The sequence below is a fragment of the Duganella sp. GW821-FHT07F09 genome, assembly GCF_059418705.1.
Genome location: NZ_JBWKQJ010000003.1, coordinates 426,774 through 441,378 on the forward strand (window position 1 = coordinate 426,774; position 14,605 = coordinate 441,378).

General features: G+C 63.6%; 14 protein-coding genes and 1 pseudogene. 5 read left to right on the forward strand and 10 right to left on the reverse strand.

What is annotated here, in order from left to right:
* Positions 1 to 28 precede the first annotated feature (28 nt).
* The 8 genes from AC07P1_RS10350 to AC07P1_RS10385 all read right to left on the reverse strand — a co-directional run bounded on the left by AC07P1_RS10350 (position 29) and on the right by AC07P1_RS10385 (position 6,947).
* Positions 29 to 805 (reverse strand): transporter substrate-binding domain-containing protein, encoded by a 777-nt coding sequence (locus AC07P1_RS10350; protein ID WP_494695715.1) that lies wholly within the window; start codon positions 803 to 805, stop codon positions 29 to 31.
* A gap of 27 nt (positions 806 to 832) precedes the next feature.
* Entirely contained in the window at positions 833 to 1,753 is a 921-nt protein-coding gene (locus AC07P1_RS10355) for an isoaspartyl peptidase/L-asparaginase (protein ID WP_494695716.1), read from the reverse strand.
* Positions 1,753 to 2,490, reverse strand: a complete 738-nt coding sequence (locus tag AC07P1_RS10360; protein ID WP_494695717.1) for an amino acid ABC transporter ATP-binding protein — start codon at positions 2,488 to 2,490, stop codon at positions 1,753 to 1,755. Before AC07P1_RS10360 ends, AC07P1_RS10355 begins: the two co-directional genes overlap by 1 nt.
* A gap of 1 nt (position 2,491) precedes the next feature.
* On the reverse strand, positions 2,492 to 3,163 hold the full coding sequence (locus AC07P1_RS10365; RefSeq protein WP_494695718.1) for an amino acid ABC transporter permease: 672 nt from the start codon (positions 3,161 to 3,163) through the stop codon (positions 2,492 to 2,494).
* Complete coding sequence (locus AC07P1_RS10370) at positions 3,163 to 3,834, reverse strand: amino acid ABC transporter permease (RefSeq protein WP_494695719.1); 672 nt, start codon at positions 3,832 to 3,834, stop codon at positions 3,163 to 3,165. Before AC07P1_RS10370 ends, AC07P1_RS10365 begins: the two co-directional genes overlap by 1 nt.
* Positions 3,835 to 3,940: 106 nt before the next feature.
* On the reverse strand, positions 3,941 to 4,684 hold the full coding sequence (locus tag AC07P1_RS10375; RefSeq protein ID WP_494695720.1) for a copper homeostasis protein CutC: 744 nt from the start codon (positions 4,682 to 4,684) through the stop codon (positions 3,941 to 3,943).
* Complete coding sequence (locus AC07P1_RS10380; RefSeq protein ID WP_494695721.1) at positions 4,681 to 5,601, reverse strand: ROK family protein; 921 nt, start codon at positions 5,599 to 5,601, stop codon at positions 4,681 to 4,683. The genes AC07P1_RS10375 and AC07P1_RS10380 overlap by 4 nt, the downstream gene beginning before the upstream one ends.
* 65 nt (positions 5,602 to 5,666) lie before the next feature.
* Positions 5,667 to 6,947: a DUF445 domain-containing protein gene (locus tag AC07P1_RS10385; protein WP_494695722.1), complete on the reverse strand. Its 1,281-nt coding sequence runs from the start codon at positions 6,945 to 6,947 to the stop codon at positions 5,667 to 5,669.
* A gap of 29 nt (positions 6,948 to 6,976) precedes the next feature.
* Here AC07P1_RS10385 and AC07P1_RS10390 point away from each other — a divergent pair, with 29 nt between their 5' ends.
* The 4 genes and pseudogenes from AC07P1_RS10390 to AC07P1_RS10405 all read left to right on the forward strand — a co-directional run bounded on the left by AC07P1_RS10390 (position 6,977) and on the right by AC07P1_RS10405 (position 10,079).
* Positions 6,977 to 7,660 carry a pentapeptide repeat-containing protein gene (locus AC07P1_RS10390; protein ID WP_494695950.1) on the forward strand — a complete coding sequence of 228 codons (684 nt, stop codon included), beginning with the start codon at positions 6,977 to 6,979 and terminating at the stop codon, positions 7,658 to 7,660.
* Between the two features lie 452 nt (positions 7,661 to 8,112).
* Positions 8,113 to 8,230, forward strand: a pseudogene (locus AC07P1_RS10395) (hypothetical protein); the annotation flags it as partial.
* Positions 8,174 to 8,398, forward strand: a complete 225-nt coding sequence (locus tag AC07P1_RS10400) for a pectate lyase family protein (protein WP_494695951.1) — start codon at positions 8,174 to 8,176, stop codon at positions 8,396 to 8,398. The pseudogene AC07P1_RS10395 and the gene AC07P1_RS10400, both read left to right, overlap by 57 nt.
* Before the next feature lie 205 nt (positions 8,399 to 8,603).
* On the forward strand, positions 8,604 to 10,079 hold the full coding sequence (locus tag AC07P1_RS10405) for a pectate lyase family protein (protein WP_494695723.1): 1,476 nt from the start codon (positions 8,604 to 8,606) through the stop codon (positions 10,077 to 10,079).
* Between the two features lie 254 nt (positions 10,080 to 10,333).
* Here AC07P1_RS10405 and bcaP read toward each other — a convergent pair whose 3' ends face one another.
* Positions 10,334 to 11,722, reverse strand: a complete 1,389-nt coding sequence (gene bcaP / locus AC07P1_RS10410) for a branched-chain amino acid transporter BcaP (RefSeq protein WP_494695724.1) — start codon at positions 11,720 to 11,722, stop codon at positions 10,334 to 10,336.
* 183 nt (positions 11,723 to 11,905) lie between these two features.
* Positions 11,906 to 13,087, reverse strand: coding sequence for a sugar diacid recognition domain-containing protein (locus AC07P1_RS10415; protein ID WP_494695725.1), 1,182 nt, complete (start codon positions 13,085 to 13,087; stop codon positions 11,906 to 11,908).
* 184 nt (positions 13,088 to 13,271) lie between these two features.
* Here AC07P1_RS10415 and AC07P1_RS10420 point away from each other — a divergent pair, with 184 nt between their 5' ends.
* A complete protein-coding gene (locus AC07P1_RS10420) occupies positions 13,272 to 14,594 on the forward strand; it encodes an MFS transporter (protein ID WP_494695726.1) in 1,323 nt (440 codons plus the stop codon).
* The last annotated feature ends 11 nt before the right edge of the window (positions 14,595 to 14,605 follow it).

Here is a 14,605-nt window from a genome sequence, read left to right on the forward strand (position 1 = left end):
TAATCCGCCATGCATGAGCCGTCGATGACTACAATGCCGGCGGCACGCTTTTCTCGCCCCACCACTTGCGGTAGTTCTGGGCGTACGCACCCGTCTTGACGTAATCCTCGACAAAACCGTTGACGAACTTGAGCAGATCCGGATCGCCCTTGGCAATGGCAATGCCGATCGGCGTCTGGCCGTGGATACCCGGCAGGACTTCGAGCTGCTCGTTCTTGCTGGCGAGGTAGTCGAGCAGCGACGAATCCTCGATCCCGGCGTCGACGCGCTTTTGCTTGAGCAGCAGCACGCCGTCCGGCGCGAAATTGTCGGTGTACACAAACACGGCTTGCGGCGCCGACTGCTTCAGGAAGGCGTCCGCCGTGGTGCCGCGACCAACCACCACGCTTTTGCCCTTTAAATCGGCCAGCGTCTTGATGCCGGCGCTTTTCTGCACGATCACGCGCAGCCCGGCCATGTTGTAGGGCTTCGAAAAATCGACCACGCGTGCACGCTGCGGCGTGATCGATACATTGGCCACCACCAGGTCCAGTTGCTTGGACATCAGCATCGAGATCCGAGCGTCGGACGAGACGTCCGAGAACCGCGCCGGCACCCCGAGCTTGGCCGCGAGCTGTGTGGCAACATCGACGTCATACCCGACCGGTTCATTCTTTCCGTTGCGGAATCCAACCGGCTCGCCACCGAGCGAGACGCCGATCCGCACGTAGCCGCGCGCCTTGATCTCCTCGATGCGGCCGGCCACGGCGGAACCGGCGATCATGGTTAAGACAGCGATGGCGGCGATGCGTTTCAATTGCGGCATGTTGATTCCCTTTTTAGCTTATTTAGCTTACACGGCGCTGGCGACGCGCGGTTCCGGCGCGGCCATGCGTTCGTCCCAGTACCAGTAACGTATCTCTTCATCGCAGCGGAAGCTGACGACCTTGTGATTGCCCACCGCATCCATGGCGTGGATGACGACTCCCGCCAGGAAGCCGGTCTTCAACTCGCCAAGTTCATCCACCGCCAGCTTGACGGCGTCGTCCAGCGAGTGCCCGAGCCGCAGCGCCAGCACGATGCTGCGCGAGGTCCCGCAGCGCATCGTCATCTCGCCGGTGTGGGTGCAGGCGGCGGCGCCGTACCGGCTGTCGGCGTAGAAGCCGGCGCCGACGATGGGCGAGTCGCCCAGCCGGCCCGGATACTTCCACGCCCAGCCGGAGGTCGACGTGACCACGCCCAGTCCCCGCGAGGCGTCGCGGGCGAGGAAAACGGTGGTGTCGCGCACCCGTTCCGGGTCGGTGATGGTGTTGCTGAGCGGGGCGAGGGGAATGTCCGGGAAGGCGGCCAACTGCTCCGGCGTCATTTCCTTTTGCAGGCGTTCCCACCATACGCGCTTGCTGTCCGGGTGCAGCGTCTCGTCGAACGCGAAGCCGCGCTCGGTGGCGAAGCGGCGCGCCCCGGCGCCGGTCAGCATCACATGCGGCAAGTGCTTCATGACTTCGTGCGCGAGCGCGGACACCGGCAACGTGGCCGGCACGGCGCCGACCGCGCCGACGTCGCGCGTGGTGCCGTCCATGACGCCCGCGTCGAACTCCATCTCGCCCAGCATATTGGGCCAGCCACCGTAGCCGACGCTGCGCACCTTGGCTTCGCGTTCGACCTTGGCGATGCCGGCGATCATGGCGTCGATGCCGGCACCGTCTTGTTTGAGCAGATCGACGGTGGTGTCGAATCCCGGCCAGGCCTCGGCGTTGGCAAGCAGCATTTTCATCAATGGTCTTTCTTCATCTTGGAGAGGAATTGCGCGATGCGCGGGTGCGCCAGTCCGCCGTCGGCGGCGAAGAATTCGGCCGTCGGCAGGTCGGCCAGCAGGCGGCCCTGTTCGAGGAATACGATGCGGCTGGAAATCTGGCGCGCGAAGTCGATTTCGTGGGTGACGAACAGCATGGTCGTGCCGGCGGCCGCCAGCCTGGCGAGGATGTCCAGCACCTCGGCGGTCATCTCGGGATCGAGCGCGCTGGTGACTTCGTCGAGCAGCAGGTAGCGCGGCTTCATGGCCAGCGCGCGGCAAATGCCGACACGCTGTCGCTGGCCGCCGGACAATTGCGCGGGATAGGCGTCGGCGCGCTCGGACAGGCCGACGGAGGCGAGCAGCTCGCGCCCCGCGTCTTCGGCTTCGCGCCGCGGCATCTTCAGCACCTCGATCGGCGCCAGCGTGATGTTTTGCAGCGCCGTCATGTGAGGGTACAGGTGAAACAGCTGGAACACGGTGCCGGAGCAGCGGCGCGCCTGTTGCAGTTGTTTGGGATCGTCGACGCGGAAGCCGTCGATGGAGATGCTGCCCTTGTCCAGTTTCTCCAATCCGTTGATGCAGCGGATCAGCGTGGATTTGCCCGAACCGCTGGCGCCCAGTATGGAGACCACCTCGCCCGGAGCGACCCGCAGATTTACGCCATCGAGCACCTTGGTCTGGCCGAAGCTTTTGCCGACGCCTTCGATCTGAATCATGCTACAGGCCTTTCCATTGGCTGTGGGCGCGCAGCCGGGTTTCCAGGCGCGCGCAGGTAGTGGCGATCAACTTGGCCATCAGGTAGTACAGCAGGCCGACCACCGTCCAGACGATGAACGGTTTGAGCGTGCGCAGGTTCAGGATGGCGCCGACCTTGGTCAGATCGAGCACCCCGATCACGGAGATCAGCGACGTCACCTGCAACTGATTGACCAGTAAACCGGTCAGCGGTCCAAGGCCGAAGGCGGCCGCCTGCGGGGCGACGACCTTGCGCAGGATTTGCCAGCGGCTCAAGCCGAACACGCGCGCCGTTTCAAACTGCTCGCGGCCTATCGATTCGATCGCGGAGACGGCGATCACGTAGATGAACGCCGCCGTGTTGCCGGACAAGGTGATGACGGCCGCCTGCACCGGTGTGATGTCGGTCTCCAGCAGCACAGGCAGGCCAAAGAAGACGAGGAACAGCTGCACCAGCACCGGCGAGTTTTTCAGCAGTTCCGCCACGGCGGCGAAGAAGGGCGCCAGCACCGGCGTGCGGTAGTAGCGCAGCACCGCCCAAGCCAGGCCGATCATCAGGCCGATGACGGTGGTGGCGGCGAACAGCGCGACCGACACGCCCGCGCCTTGCAGGAGCAACAGGATGTCGTGGGCGGTGAAGTCGGTATAGCGCATCAGTTGGCACCCAGCGCGCGTTCGCGGTTAAGGCGGCGGTGCAGGGCGCCCGCCGTCAGCGAGACCAGATAGGTCAGCGTGACGTAGGCCACCAGCAGCAGGGCGTAGACTTCGAACGGCGCGAAGGTGTCGGCGGCGACGATCTTGGCGGCGCCCGTCAACTCGTTGAGGGTGATGGCGGACAGGATGGACGACGTCAGGATCAGGTTGACGAACACGGAACCGAGCGGCCGCACCGACGTGCGCAAGGCGATCGGCAGCACTATCTTTTGATAGACGACCCGGCGCGACAGGCCGCTGACCTGGGCCGCTTCGATCACACCCGGATCGATGGCCAGGATGCCGGAGCGGATAACATCGGACGTGAATGCGCCGCCGGCCAGCGACAGCGCCAGCACGCCGGTGCTGAAGGCGCCGAGCTCAATGCCGATTTCCGGCAGGCCGTAGAACAGGAAGAACAGCTGGACGATGAAAGGGACGTTGCGGAAGATGTCGACGTAGATGTCGGTCAAACGGCGCGGCAGCGGGGCGGCCGAGGCGCGCAGCAGGGCGGCCACCACACCCAGCGCCAGGCCGCCGGCCAGGGCGAGCGCGCAGGCGAGCGCCGTCAGGCGTGCGCCGGTCGCGAGGTCGGGGAGATAGGGCGCGAGGAGCGTGGGGTCGAACGTCAAACAGTGAGCTCCAACCTGAAAAGCTGATTCGGTTTCACATCAATAGTCACGAGTGTCACACAAAGCGGGGCGCGTTTCAAGCGCCGCCGTTGGGTGCGTAAGCACATTATTTGGCGTCCAGCGCCGCTTTGAGGGCCGCCACCCGTGCCGCGCTGGTTTGCCGCCGCGCGCCGGTGTCGAAGCCGAAGGCCAGCACCGGCGGCGTGCTGGCCGCCACCGGCGCCGAACAGGACGCATGCACTTCCCGCACCGGCAGCTTGTATAGCAGCCTGTCGACGTTGTCGGCGCTGATGCCGGCGCCGGGCATGATGGTGATGCGGTCGCCGGCGGCGTCGAAGCAGCGCTGCAAACCATTCAGGCCCTCCAACGCCCGGGGCGCGCCGCCCGATGTGAGGATGCGCGCGAAACCCAGGTCGATGGCCAGCCGGGTCGCCGCCGCGAGGTCGGGACACAGGTCGATGGCGCGGTGCAGCGTGCTTTCGAGCCCGTGGTCGCGGGCGCGCCGCACCAGCCGCTCCAGGGTCTGGTGATCGAGTTCGCCGTTGCGCAGCGAGGCGCCGAGCACCACGCCTTGCAGGCCGATGGCGGCCACCGCGTCGATCTCGTTGAGCATCAGCTGGATCTCGACGTCGTCGAAACAAAAGTCGCCGCCGCGCGGCCGGATCATCGCCACCACCGGCAGCGGACTGGCCGCCGCCACGCGCAGCAGGCCGGAAGTGGGCGTCAGGCCGCCGACTTCCAATGCGCCGCACAGTTCGATGCGGTCGGCGCCGCCCGCGATCGCGGCCGACAGGCCTTCGACGTTGTCGACGCAGACTTCCAGCGTGATGGCGGCGGCGGGATGGGTCATGGTTGTTTTCTCGTTTCGGCGAGCCCCAGCCAGGCGGCCCCGATCAATCCCGGCTCGGCGCCGGACTGCCCTTGCACGATGATGGCGGCGCCGGTCTTGCGCAGGATGCGCGCGCGCACCGCCTGATCGAGCATGGCGATCAGCGGCGCGCTGTTGGACAGGCCGCCGCCGACCGGCAGCACCGACGCGCCGATGGTGTTGACCAGCATCGCCAGCGGGCCGGAGAGAATGTCGACGAAGCAGTCGATGGTGCGGGCGGCGTTGGCGTCGCCTTCCTGCCAGGCGTCGATGATTTGACGGCTGTCGAGCGGTGAGGCGCCGGGATGGAGGGCGGCGTGCACCCGTTCGAGTCCGCGCGCGCCGCCGATGGCGTCCAGGCAGCCGGTCTGGCCGCAGCCGCAGGCGAAGCGCGGAATCGCTTGCGGCGGCGTGCCGGCGAAGTGGGGCGATACCGGACCGTGTCCCCATTCGCCGGCGAAGCCGCCAGGCCCGCCGATCAGCCGCCCGTCGATCACCAGGCCGCCGCCGACACCGGTGCCGAGGATCAGGCCGAAGACGTTGGCGTGGCCGCGTCCCGCGCCGGCCTGCGCCTCGGCCAGCGCGAAGCAGTCGGCGTCGTTGGCGATCCACACCGGCAGGCCCAGTTCCACGGCGAGGTCGGCGGCCAGGGTGCGGCCGTCGATGCAAGGGATGTTGGCGCATTTGATGCGGCCGTCGGCGGGGTCGATGACGCCGGCGATGGAGATCGCCACGCCGCGTGACGGGCCGCCGGCGGCGATCAGCTCTTGCATGGCGGCGCTGAAGGCGGCGAAGTCGTGCGCGGGCGTGGGAATGCGGCGCAGCTCGCCGATGTGGCCGTCGGCGCTGGCGGCGGCGGATTTGATGGCGCTGCCACCGATGTCAAAGCAAGTGATCATGGTTCCCGAATAGCGATTTATATTGCATCAGGATGCACGTTCCGTTGGTGTTTGACAATACCCGCTTAAAACATCGTCACGATGAAGTGGATTACCACTCCCACCAGCCCACCGACCAAGGTGCCGTTGATACGGATGAACTGCAAGTCGCGCCCGATCGACAGTTCAATCCGGTTGCTCATCTCCTCCTTGGTCCAGGTGGCCAGTTGTGCCTCGATGAACAGGCCCACCTCGCCGCGATACTTTTTGACCAGCTGCGCGCTGCCGGCCTCGATCGCCCGGTTCAGGTTGTCCCCCACCGCCGGATTGTCGGTCAAGAGCTTGCCGGCGTTTTCCACCAGCCGCCGGGCGCTGGCGGGAATGCTCGGCGTTTCGCTGCGCAGGTCGGCCAGCAGCCGCGCCCGCAAGGTATCCCAGATGCCGTCGAACATGTGTTGCACCGTGTCGCTGGTCAGCGCCTGTTGCTGGTAGCGGCCGATGGCCTCCTGCCAGGCCGGGTCGCCCTTGAGCCGCAACGCGCTGTTGGCGATCCACACGCCCAGCCGCTGGCGCAGCTCGTGCGAGCGGTCCAGGCGCATCTCCGCCACTTTCTCGGTGGTCGAACGGATAATCCTGGGCATGGCCTTGCGCAACGCATATTTGAGCACCGAGCTTTCCGTGTTGACGGCGCTTTGCACCATCGCTTCGATGGTCGGGTGGTTGGCCGGATCGGACAGGTAGACGACGAACTGGTCGAGGGCCGCGTCCACCAACTGTTGCGGCTGGTCTTCGGCGACCAGCGCTTCCACACAATCGCCCGCCAGCCCGGACAGGTCGATGCGCGCCAGCTCGCGCGTAGCCACTTCGCGCAGCATGCGGCGGATGTTGTCGTGGTCGGCCATCTGCAGCAGCTTTTCCAGCGCCGGCCCGACCCAGGCGCTTAGTTGCGCGGCGTTGGTCTGCATGTAGCGGCCGGCGCGGCCGGCGATATCGACCTGGCGGATGCGTTGGGCGATGCCTTCCTCGGTGATGAAATGGTTCTCGACGAAATTGCCCAGGCTTTTGCCGATGCTGTCCTTGCTGTTGGGGATGATGGCGGTGTGCCACAGCGGAATGCCGAGCGGATGGCGGAACAGCGCCGTGACGGCAAACCAGTCGGCGATGGCGCCGATCATGGCCGCCTCGGAAAACGCTTCCAGATAGCCCCAGGCCGGATGACCGCCGTGTTGCCAGCGCGCCAGCGCGAACAGCAGGGCGGCGAGCACCAGCAAGCCCAGCGCGACCGCCTGCATGGTGCGCAGCCGGGCGCGCTTGATGGCGTCCTCGGTGTCGTCCAGTTGGCGGATGATGTCGATATCACGTTTCATGGGATTCGCTTCTGATAAAATTCTCCTTGATGATACATAACAACCCTAAGGTTTCCGGCGTGACGCTCGACAGGGCGGAACTTGAACAGCACCTGTCGCAATCCATCCTTCATTTCGATGGCTGCGACTTCGATGACGCCGATCTGTCGCGGCTCGATTTGCAGGGCTGCACGTTTGAACGCTGCACTTTTCCCGGCGCCATATTGTTCGCCTGCAAGCTGGCCCGCACCACCTGGCTGCGCTGCCGGGCAGGGGGCGCCGATTTCGAATCGGCCGACGCCGTCGACGCGCGGTTCGAAGGCTGCGACCTGAACAACACCAAGTGGCGGCGCGCCAAGCTGGCATCGGCATCGTATCGCGGCTGCAAGCTGACCGGCGCTTCGTTTGAAGAGGTGTCGCATCTGGGCATCCATTTCGAGGAAAGCCTACTGGTCGGCGCCGACATGCGCGGCTTTTCCTTCCGCAAGGCGACGTTGAAGGAACTGGACCTGTCCGACGCCTATCTGGCCGGGTGCGATTTCCGCGACGCCATCTTTGAGGGCGGCAGCCTGCGCAACGCGGTGCTAAAGCTGGCCAAGTTCCAGGGCGCGGACTTGCGCGGCACCGATATCGAGGGCGTGAAACTGGCCGACGCGGCGATGTTCAAAGGGGCTGTGATTTCGCATGCGCAGGCGGCCAGTTTTCTGCGCGAGCTGGGATTTATCGTCAGCTAGGTGGAAACAGGCGGTAGTTCCTCCCGTCATGCAAGTCTGAATGCGCAAAAAAACAACTGCCAAAAAACTTGACTTGTCATATGCCTTGCATATGAGATATGCTTTCCATCAAGAAATCTTTGACCTGATCCCAGGTGGAAAGACTCTTCATAACCGCCCCAACATCATCGGGGCGTACCTTTAAGCCGTTTGAAATCAAAGGCTTATTGCGGTGGCGCCACGTGTCTCCCGGGCGTAGTTCTGTTTCAGTACACAGTCGCGACGTTTCTCCAGAGAACTAAAATAAGTTATACGATATCTGATCAGTTAAAAAATAATCAATTCTCTGATTATTCCAGCCTACCGAGTATTGGTTTGGGTTAACTGTTAGTATTAGTTTTCATTCTGGCATCGTTGCGAATGATATAAGGGCCCATTTGAAGGCCCGAAACTAGACTAATCGGGAGACAAGCATGGCAACAAGAAGCACTGTACTGTGCGCCGCGGTCGCGGCGTTGTTCTCGGCCGGCGCGCTTGCCGCCGACCCCACCCTGGACAAAGCGCCGACGACCGGCTGGGCCGGCACCAACGGCGGCACCACGGGCGGGGCGGCCGCGCCGTCCACCGCCATCTACAAGGTGCAAGATCAAGCAGCGCCACGACGGCGCGCTCGACCTCAAGAACGCTTCGGACTTCTTCACCGTGTCGAACAATCGTTTCGAACTGCACGAGGAGAACAAGCTGGTTGGTTCGTGCTGAGCAACACGGGCACGGGCAAGTTCACCGTCAACTAATACTATTTGAAGCAATCCACGCCCCGCAATGACAGGGGCGGTCCCCTTTAGCCCGTTCTGGGCTACCACGGTGGCGCCAAGATTTCTCCCCGGGCGCGGTTCTGTTGCAGTTGTTCATTTCAAGTGGCCCGTTTGAAGGCCCGTAACTAACCCGTTTGGAGACGAAAATCATGGCACCAAAATATTCCGTAATGTGTGCGGCGCTCGCAGCGCTGTTTTCAACCAGCGCCCAGGCCGTCGATTGGCCGAGCGGCTTTTCGAAGTGCGCCGACGAGGGCGGCACTTGCAAGGCCGGCGCCAGCAGCCGGCAAGTGTCCTTCGGCCTGAAGGACAAGTGGGTGATCAAAACCTTGTCCGGCGACATAGCTTGCACCACGGCCACCTTCGGCGCCGATCCGAATCCAGGCATCAACGAGAAGTGCGCGGTCGGTCCGTTGTCGTCGACGCCAACACCGACTCCGACTCCGACGCCAACACCGACGCCTACCCCAACGCCGACGCCAACTCCCACCCCAACGCCAACGCCGACACCGACACCAACACCGGGCGACGCCACGTATCAATCGGCGCCTGCATCGGGTTGGGCCGGCACCAACGGCGGCACCACCGGCGGCGCGGCCGCGCCATCCACGGCGATTTACAAGGTCAGCTCGGCCTCGCAGTTGATGGCGGCGATCAAGGCCCAGGGCGACAATCCGAAGATCATCAAACTGTACGGCACAATCGATCCGACCTCGTCGGACAACGGCGGCCCGTACACCAGCAAGGACGACCAGGCCGCGCGTCTGCAGATCAAGCTGGGCAGCAACACCACCTTGATCGGGGTGGGCAGCGATGCCAAGTTGGTCAATGCCAACCTGGTCGTCAACGGCAAAAAGAATGTCATCATCCGTAACTTGAACATCAGCCTGCCATGCGACAAGTATCCATTGTGGGACCCGGAAGATGGCAGCAACGGCAACTGGAACTCGGAGTATGACGGCGTCACCATCCTGGCGTCGACCAATGTATGGGTCGACCACAACGTCTTCACCGACGCGCCGAAGACCGATGACCAGTTGCCGACCGAGAACGGCATGCTCAAGCAATGCCACGACGGCGCGCTGGACGTCAAGAACGCCTCGGACTATGTGACGGTGTCGAACAACCGCTTCGAGTTGCACGCGAAGAACAACCTGGTGGGATCTTCCGATAGCCGGACCACGGACGACGGCCATTTGACCGTTACCTTCAACAACAACCACTACCTGAACATCAGCGACCGCGCGCCGCGTGTGCGTTTCGGTAAGGTTCACGTGTACAACAACTACTTCGAGGGTTCGCGCAGCCATCCGGTGTACAAGCATCAGTACAGCCTTGGCGTGGCCTATAAGGCGAAGATGATCTCGACCAACAACGCGTTTGAGATCGCCGGGGCAAGCAGCTGCCCGGACATCGTCAAGAATCCGGGCTCGTCGAGCATGACCGGCGCGATTGTCGATACGGGGTCGTTGTTGAACGGTAGCGCGTTGAATGTGGCGGGTGCGTGCAGCTTCAGCAACGCTGTCGGTTGGACCGTGCCTTATTCGTATTCGCCGCTGGGCGCGTCGGCGGTGAAGGCGTCGGTGTTGAGTAACGCGGGGACGGGGAAACTGACCGTGAACTAAAGGCGGAGGGGTAGGTGGGGAAAATCCGGCGCGGCCAAGTGGTCGCGCCGGATTTTTTGTTTCAAGTGGTGAGGACGGCGGTTAAGCGCGTGCCGGCAACGGCTCATACATGGCGGATTACGCTTCGCTAATCCGCCCTACGTGTTTCAGAATGATGCTTGTTTCATTGGTTTGCGGCGGTCGCGTTCCAACGGGTCCACGTAGGGCGGATTAGGCGGCACGCCGTAATCCGCCACGAGCCGCCGACAGCGCCTCTAATTCATCACCGAATGCTTACGCGCGTAACCAAAATAAATCACCAACCCGATCGCCATCCAGATGACGAACGCGACCCAGGTATGCCAGCTCAGGTAAGTCATCAGCATGACGCAGAAGATTACCGCCAGCGCGGGAATCACCGGCACGCCAGGGCAACGGAACGCGCGCTTGAGATCAGGACGCTTCTTGCGCAGGATAACCACGGCGATCGCCACCAGGCTGAACGCGGCCAGGGTGCCGATATTGATCAACTCTGTCAGGATGTTCAGCGGCACGACGGCGGCGATCAGGCCGAACACAATACCCACCAGCCATGTCGCGAAGTACGGTGTATGGAAACGCGGATGCACCGTCGACAGACGCTTCGGCAGCAAGCCGTCGCGTGACATGGCGTAGATCACGCGAGTCTGGCCGTAAGCCATCACCAGAATCACGGTGGTCATGCCGAGAATGGCGCCGAGGTCGACAAACGCGGCGACCCAGTTCTCGCCGGCGTACTTGAGCGCCAGGGTGACCGGGTGGTCGACGCCGAGGAATTGTTGGTAAGGCACGATGCCGGTCATGATCGCCGACACCACCACATACAGGATCGTGCACGCCGCGAGCGAACCGATGATGCCGATCGGCAGATCGCGCTCTGGACGCTTGACTTCCTCCGCGGCCGACGTCACCGCGTCGAAGCCGATGAAGGCGAAGAACACCAGCGCGGCCGCGCTCAGCATGCCGTTATAGCCGTAAGGCATGAAGGGCTGCCAGTTGGACGGTTGCACGTGGCGCGAGCCGACGGCGATGAACAGCAGCACCACGCCGACCTTGATGGCGACCATGATGTTGTTCAGGCGGGCCGATTCGCGCACGCCCCAGCTCAGCATGGCCGTCAGCACCAGCATGATGCACAGCGCCGGCAGGTTGATCCAGGTGGTGACGCCGGGTACGGCGCCTGGGGCGGCCGTCAGCACCGTCGGCAGCTTCCAGCCGAAACCGGCGATCAGCGACTGGAAGTAGCCGGACCAGCCGACCGAGACGGCCGACGTGGCCAGGCCGTACTCGAGCAGCAAGTCCCAGCCTATCATCCAGGCGGCCAGTTCGCCCAGGGTGGCGTAGGTGTAGGTGTAGATCGAGCCGGCGACCGGCACGGTGGAGGCGAATTCGGCATAGCACAGCGCGGCGAAACCGCAGGCGACGGCGGCGACGATGAACGACAAGGTCAGGGCGGGGCCGGCGGTGACGGCGCCGGTTCCGGTCAGCACGAAGATGCCGGTGCCGACGATGGCGCCTATGCCCATCAATATCAGGTCGAAGGGACCAAGCACCTTGGCCAAACCGCCGGGTTTGCGGGCGTTGGCGATCATCTCATCCAGATTCTTCGTTCTAAAAAGGCTCAAAATTGGGCTCCGTTTATTTTTGTGTTTGTCTGTGTCTGTGGTGTGGGGGTCTGCCCCTCGCGCCGGATCGCGGCGCCGCCAAATGATACAGGAACTTGATACGAATTAATGATTTGCTTTAGTACAAGAAGCCATATGACTGACGGGGCCGTGTCCGAATGTCGGACCTGACCCCGGTGGTTTTTATCGGTCGGTTAGTAGCGCGGAGACGTATAACAGGAAGCGGTCCTCCAGCCTGCCGAGGTCGAGGCCGGTGATCTCGCCGATGCGGCGCAGCCGGTAGTCGAGCGTGTTGCGGTGGATGTGCAGCGCTTCGGCCGTCGCCGCCGGGTGGCCGTCGTGCGTGAACCAGGCTTCGAGCGTGCGCTGCAGCAGTTCCTTGCTTTTGTCCTGCGCCCGCAACCGGGCGATCGGCAGCTTCAGCTGTGTCGCTTGCCAGCCCGAGCCGAGGCCGGACAGCAGCACCGGCAGCGTCTGCTCGTAGTAGCTGAAGCGGGTGCCGCGCGGCTGGCGCGCGCGGCCGATGCGGGCCGCCGTGCGCGCGCTCTGGTAGGAGATGGCGACGCCTTCGATGCCGGTCAGGGCGATGCCCATCGTCAGGGTATGGGCGTCGCCGCCTTCCTCCTTCAGCATGGCGGACAGCGATTGCAGCCGCTTCCGCGCCCGCGCCTGGGCATCCTGGGCCTGGCCGGAAGCCTGCGTTTTGGCCGTGCCCGGGGCATCGTGGAAGTCGACGATGACCATTTCATGCGAGCTGGCCGCCGCCGTCAGCGCCGCCGGCTGCCGCGTCATCATGCGCATTTGCAGGCGCTGGATTTCGGTCAGCGCTTCGACGGTGCCGCCCGCCTTGTCGTCCACCTCCAGCACGAAGACCAGGTGGGTGCGGCCGAAATCGACGCCCAGCCGCCGCGCCCAGGCTTCCAGTCCCGCATGGTCGGCGTCGTCGCCGTTGATCAGTTTGAGGACGAAGGCCTCGCGGTAGCGGCTATCGCGTTGCAATTCACCGGTCAGTTGCGCCTGTTCGAGGATCATCTCGGCGGTGAGGCGCACCAGCTCGCCGAATTGACGCACCTCGTCGGGCGCGCCGCTCAGGCCGACCGCGCCGCACAGCTGGCCGTTGACCGTCAGCGGCAGGTTGATGCCGGGCTGGGCGCCGTGCATGTTGCGCGCGCTGGCGCTGTCGATCTCGACGGCCAGCTTCTTGGCCAGCGCCAGCATCGCGCCCGTGTGCAGCTCGCCGATGCGCGCCGGATTGCCGCTGGCGATGATGCTGCCGCTGACATCCATGACGTTGACGTTGTAGGGGATGATTTTCATCGTGCGCGTGACGATGTCCTGCGCCAGTTGGGTGCTGAGTATGCTCATGGTCGTTTCTGTTGTAATAATTTCCCAAGGATAGCGGTGATTCTAACCTTTTATTGGGGAAATATTTGTGCGTATGCCCAATAATCTCCGCCGCAGGCCGCCGATTCTCGTGCGTTTGGCCGATGATTTTTGGTGGGCTATTCCAGATAATCAGCTCCACTATAAAAAACTTAGGAGACCTGGAGTGAGCAATCCGTCCATCGCCGCGCCACAGCCTGCGGCATCCGTCCTCGAGGGGGCGTACAAAAAGGCGACGTGGCACCTGATACCGTTTATCTTCGTCTGCTACTTCTTTAACTACCTCGACCGCGTCAACGTGGGCTTCGCCAAGCTGGAAATGCTCGACGCGCTCAAGTTGAGCAACACCGTCTACGGCCTCGGCGCCGGCATCTTTTTCATCGGTTACGTGCTGAGCGGCGTGCCGAGCAACCTTATCCTCCACAAACTCGGCGCGCGGCGCTGGATCGCGGTGATGATGGTGGCGTGGGGCGCCTTGTCCGCCTGCATGCTGTTCGTGACGACGCCATTGTCGTTCTACGTGCTGCGCTTCTTCACCGGTGTGGCCGAGGCCGGCTTCTTCCCGGGCATGGTGCTGTACTTCACGCATTGGTTTCCTTCGCAGAAACGCGGCCAGGTGATGGCGCTGTTCATGTCGGCGATTCCGATCTCCGGCCTGATCGGCGGCCCGCTGTCGGGCTGGATGCTGGCGCACTTTTCGGCCGGCCAGGGCGGCATGATGGGCTGGCAGTGGCTGTTCCTGCTGCAGGGCCTGCCGACCGTGCTGCTCGGCATAGGCGTGTATTTCTACTTGAACGACGGCATCTCGCAGGCCAAATGGCTGGGCGCCGACGAGAAGCGCGCGATGCAGGACGCGCTGGCGGCCGATGAAAAGCAGCGCCAGTCCACCAGCACCGTCGGCCAGTCGTTCGGCGACGTGCTGCGCAACGGTAACGTGTGGATGCTGGGCGTGATTTACTTCTGTATCCAGATGGGCGTATACGCGATCAATTTCTGGCTGCCGTCGATCATCAAGTCGCTCGGCTACCAGAGCGCGGTCACGGTCGGCTGGCTGAGCGCCGTGCCGTATCTGTTCGCCGCCGTCTTCATGATTTGGGCCGGACGTTCGGCCGACCGCCACGGCGAGCGCCGCTGGCACGTCACCGCGCCGATGCTGATGGGGCTTGTCGGTCTGACGATGGCGGCCAACTTTTCCAGCAATCCGGTGATCGTCATCGCCGGCCTGAGCATGGCGACCATGGGCGCGCTGGCGGCGTTGTCGATGTTCTGGGCGTTGCCGGCGGCCTTCCTGGGCAGCGCGGCGGCGGCGGGCGGCCTTGCGTTGATCAACTCGCTCGGTCAGATCGCCGGTTTCGTCAGCCCGTTCCTGGTCGGCTGGATCAAGGATGCGACCCAGAGCACCGACGTGGCGCTGTATATTCTGTCCAGCGTGATGCTGCTTGGTGCGATACTGGTGCTGCGTGTGCCGGCCAAGCTGGTCAACCGTTGATGGGACACATA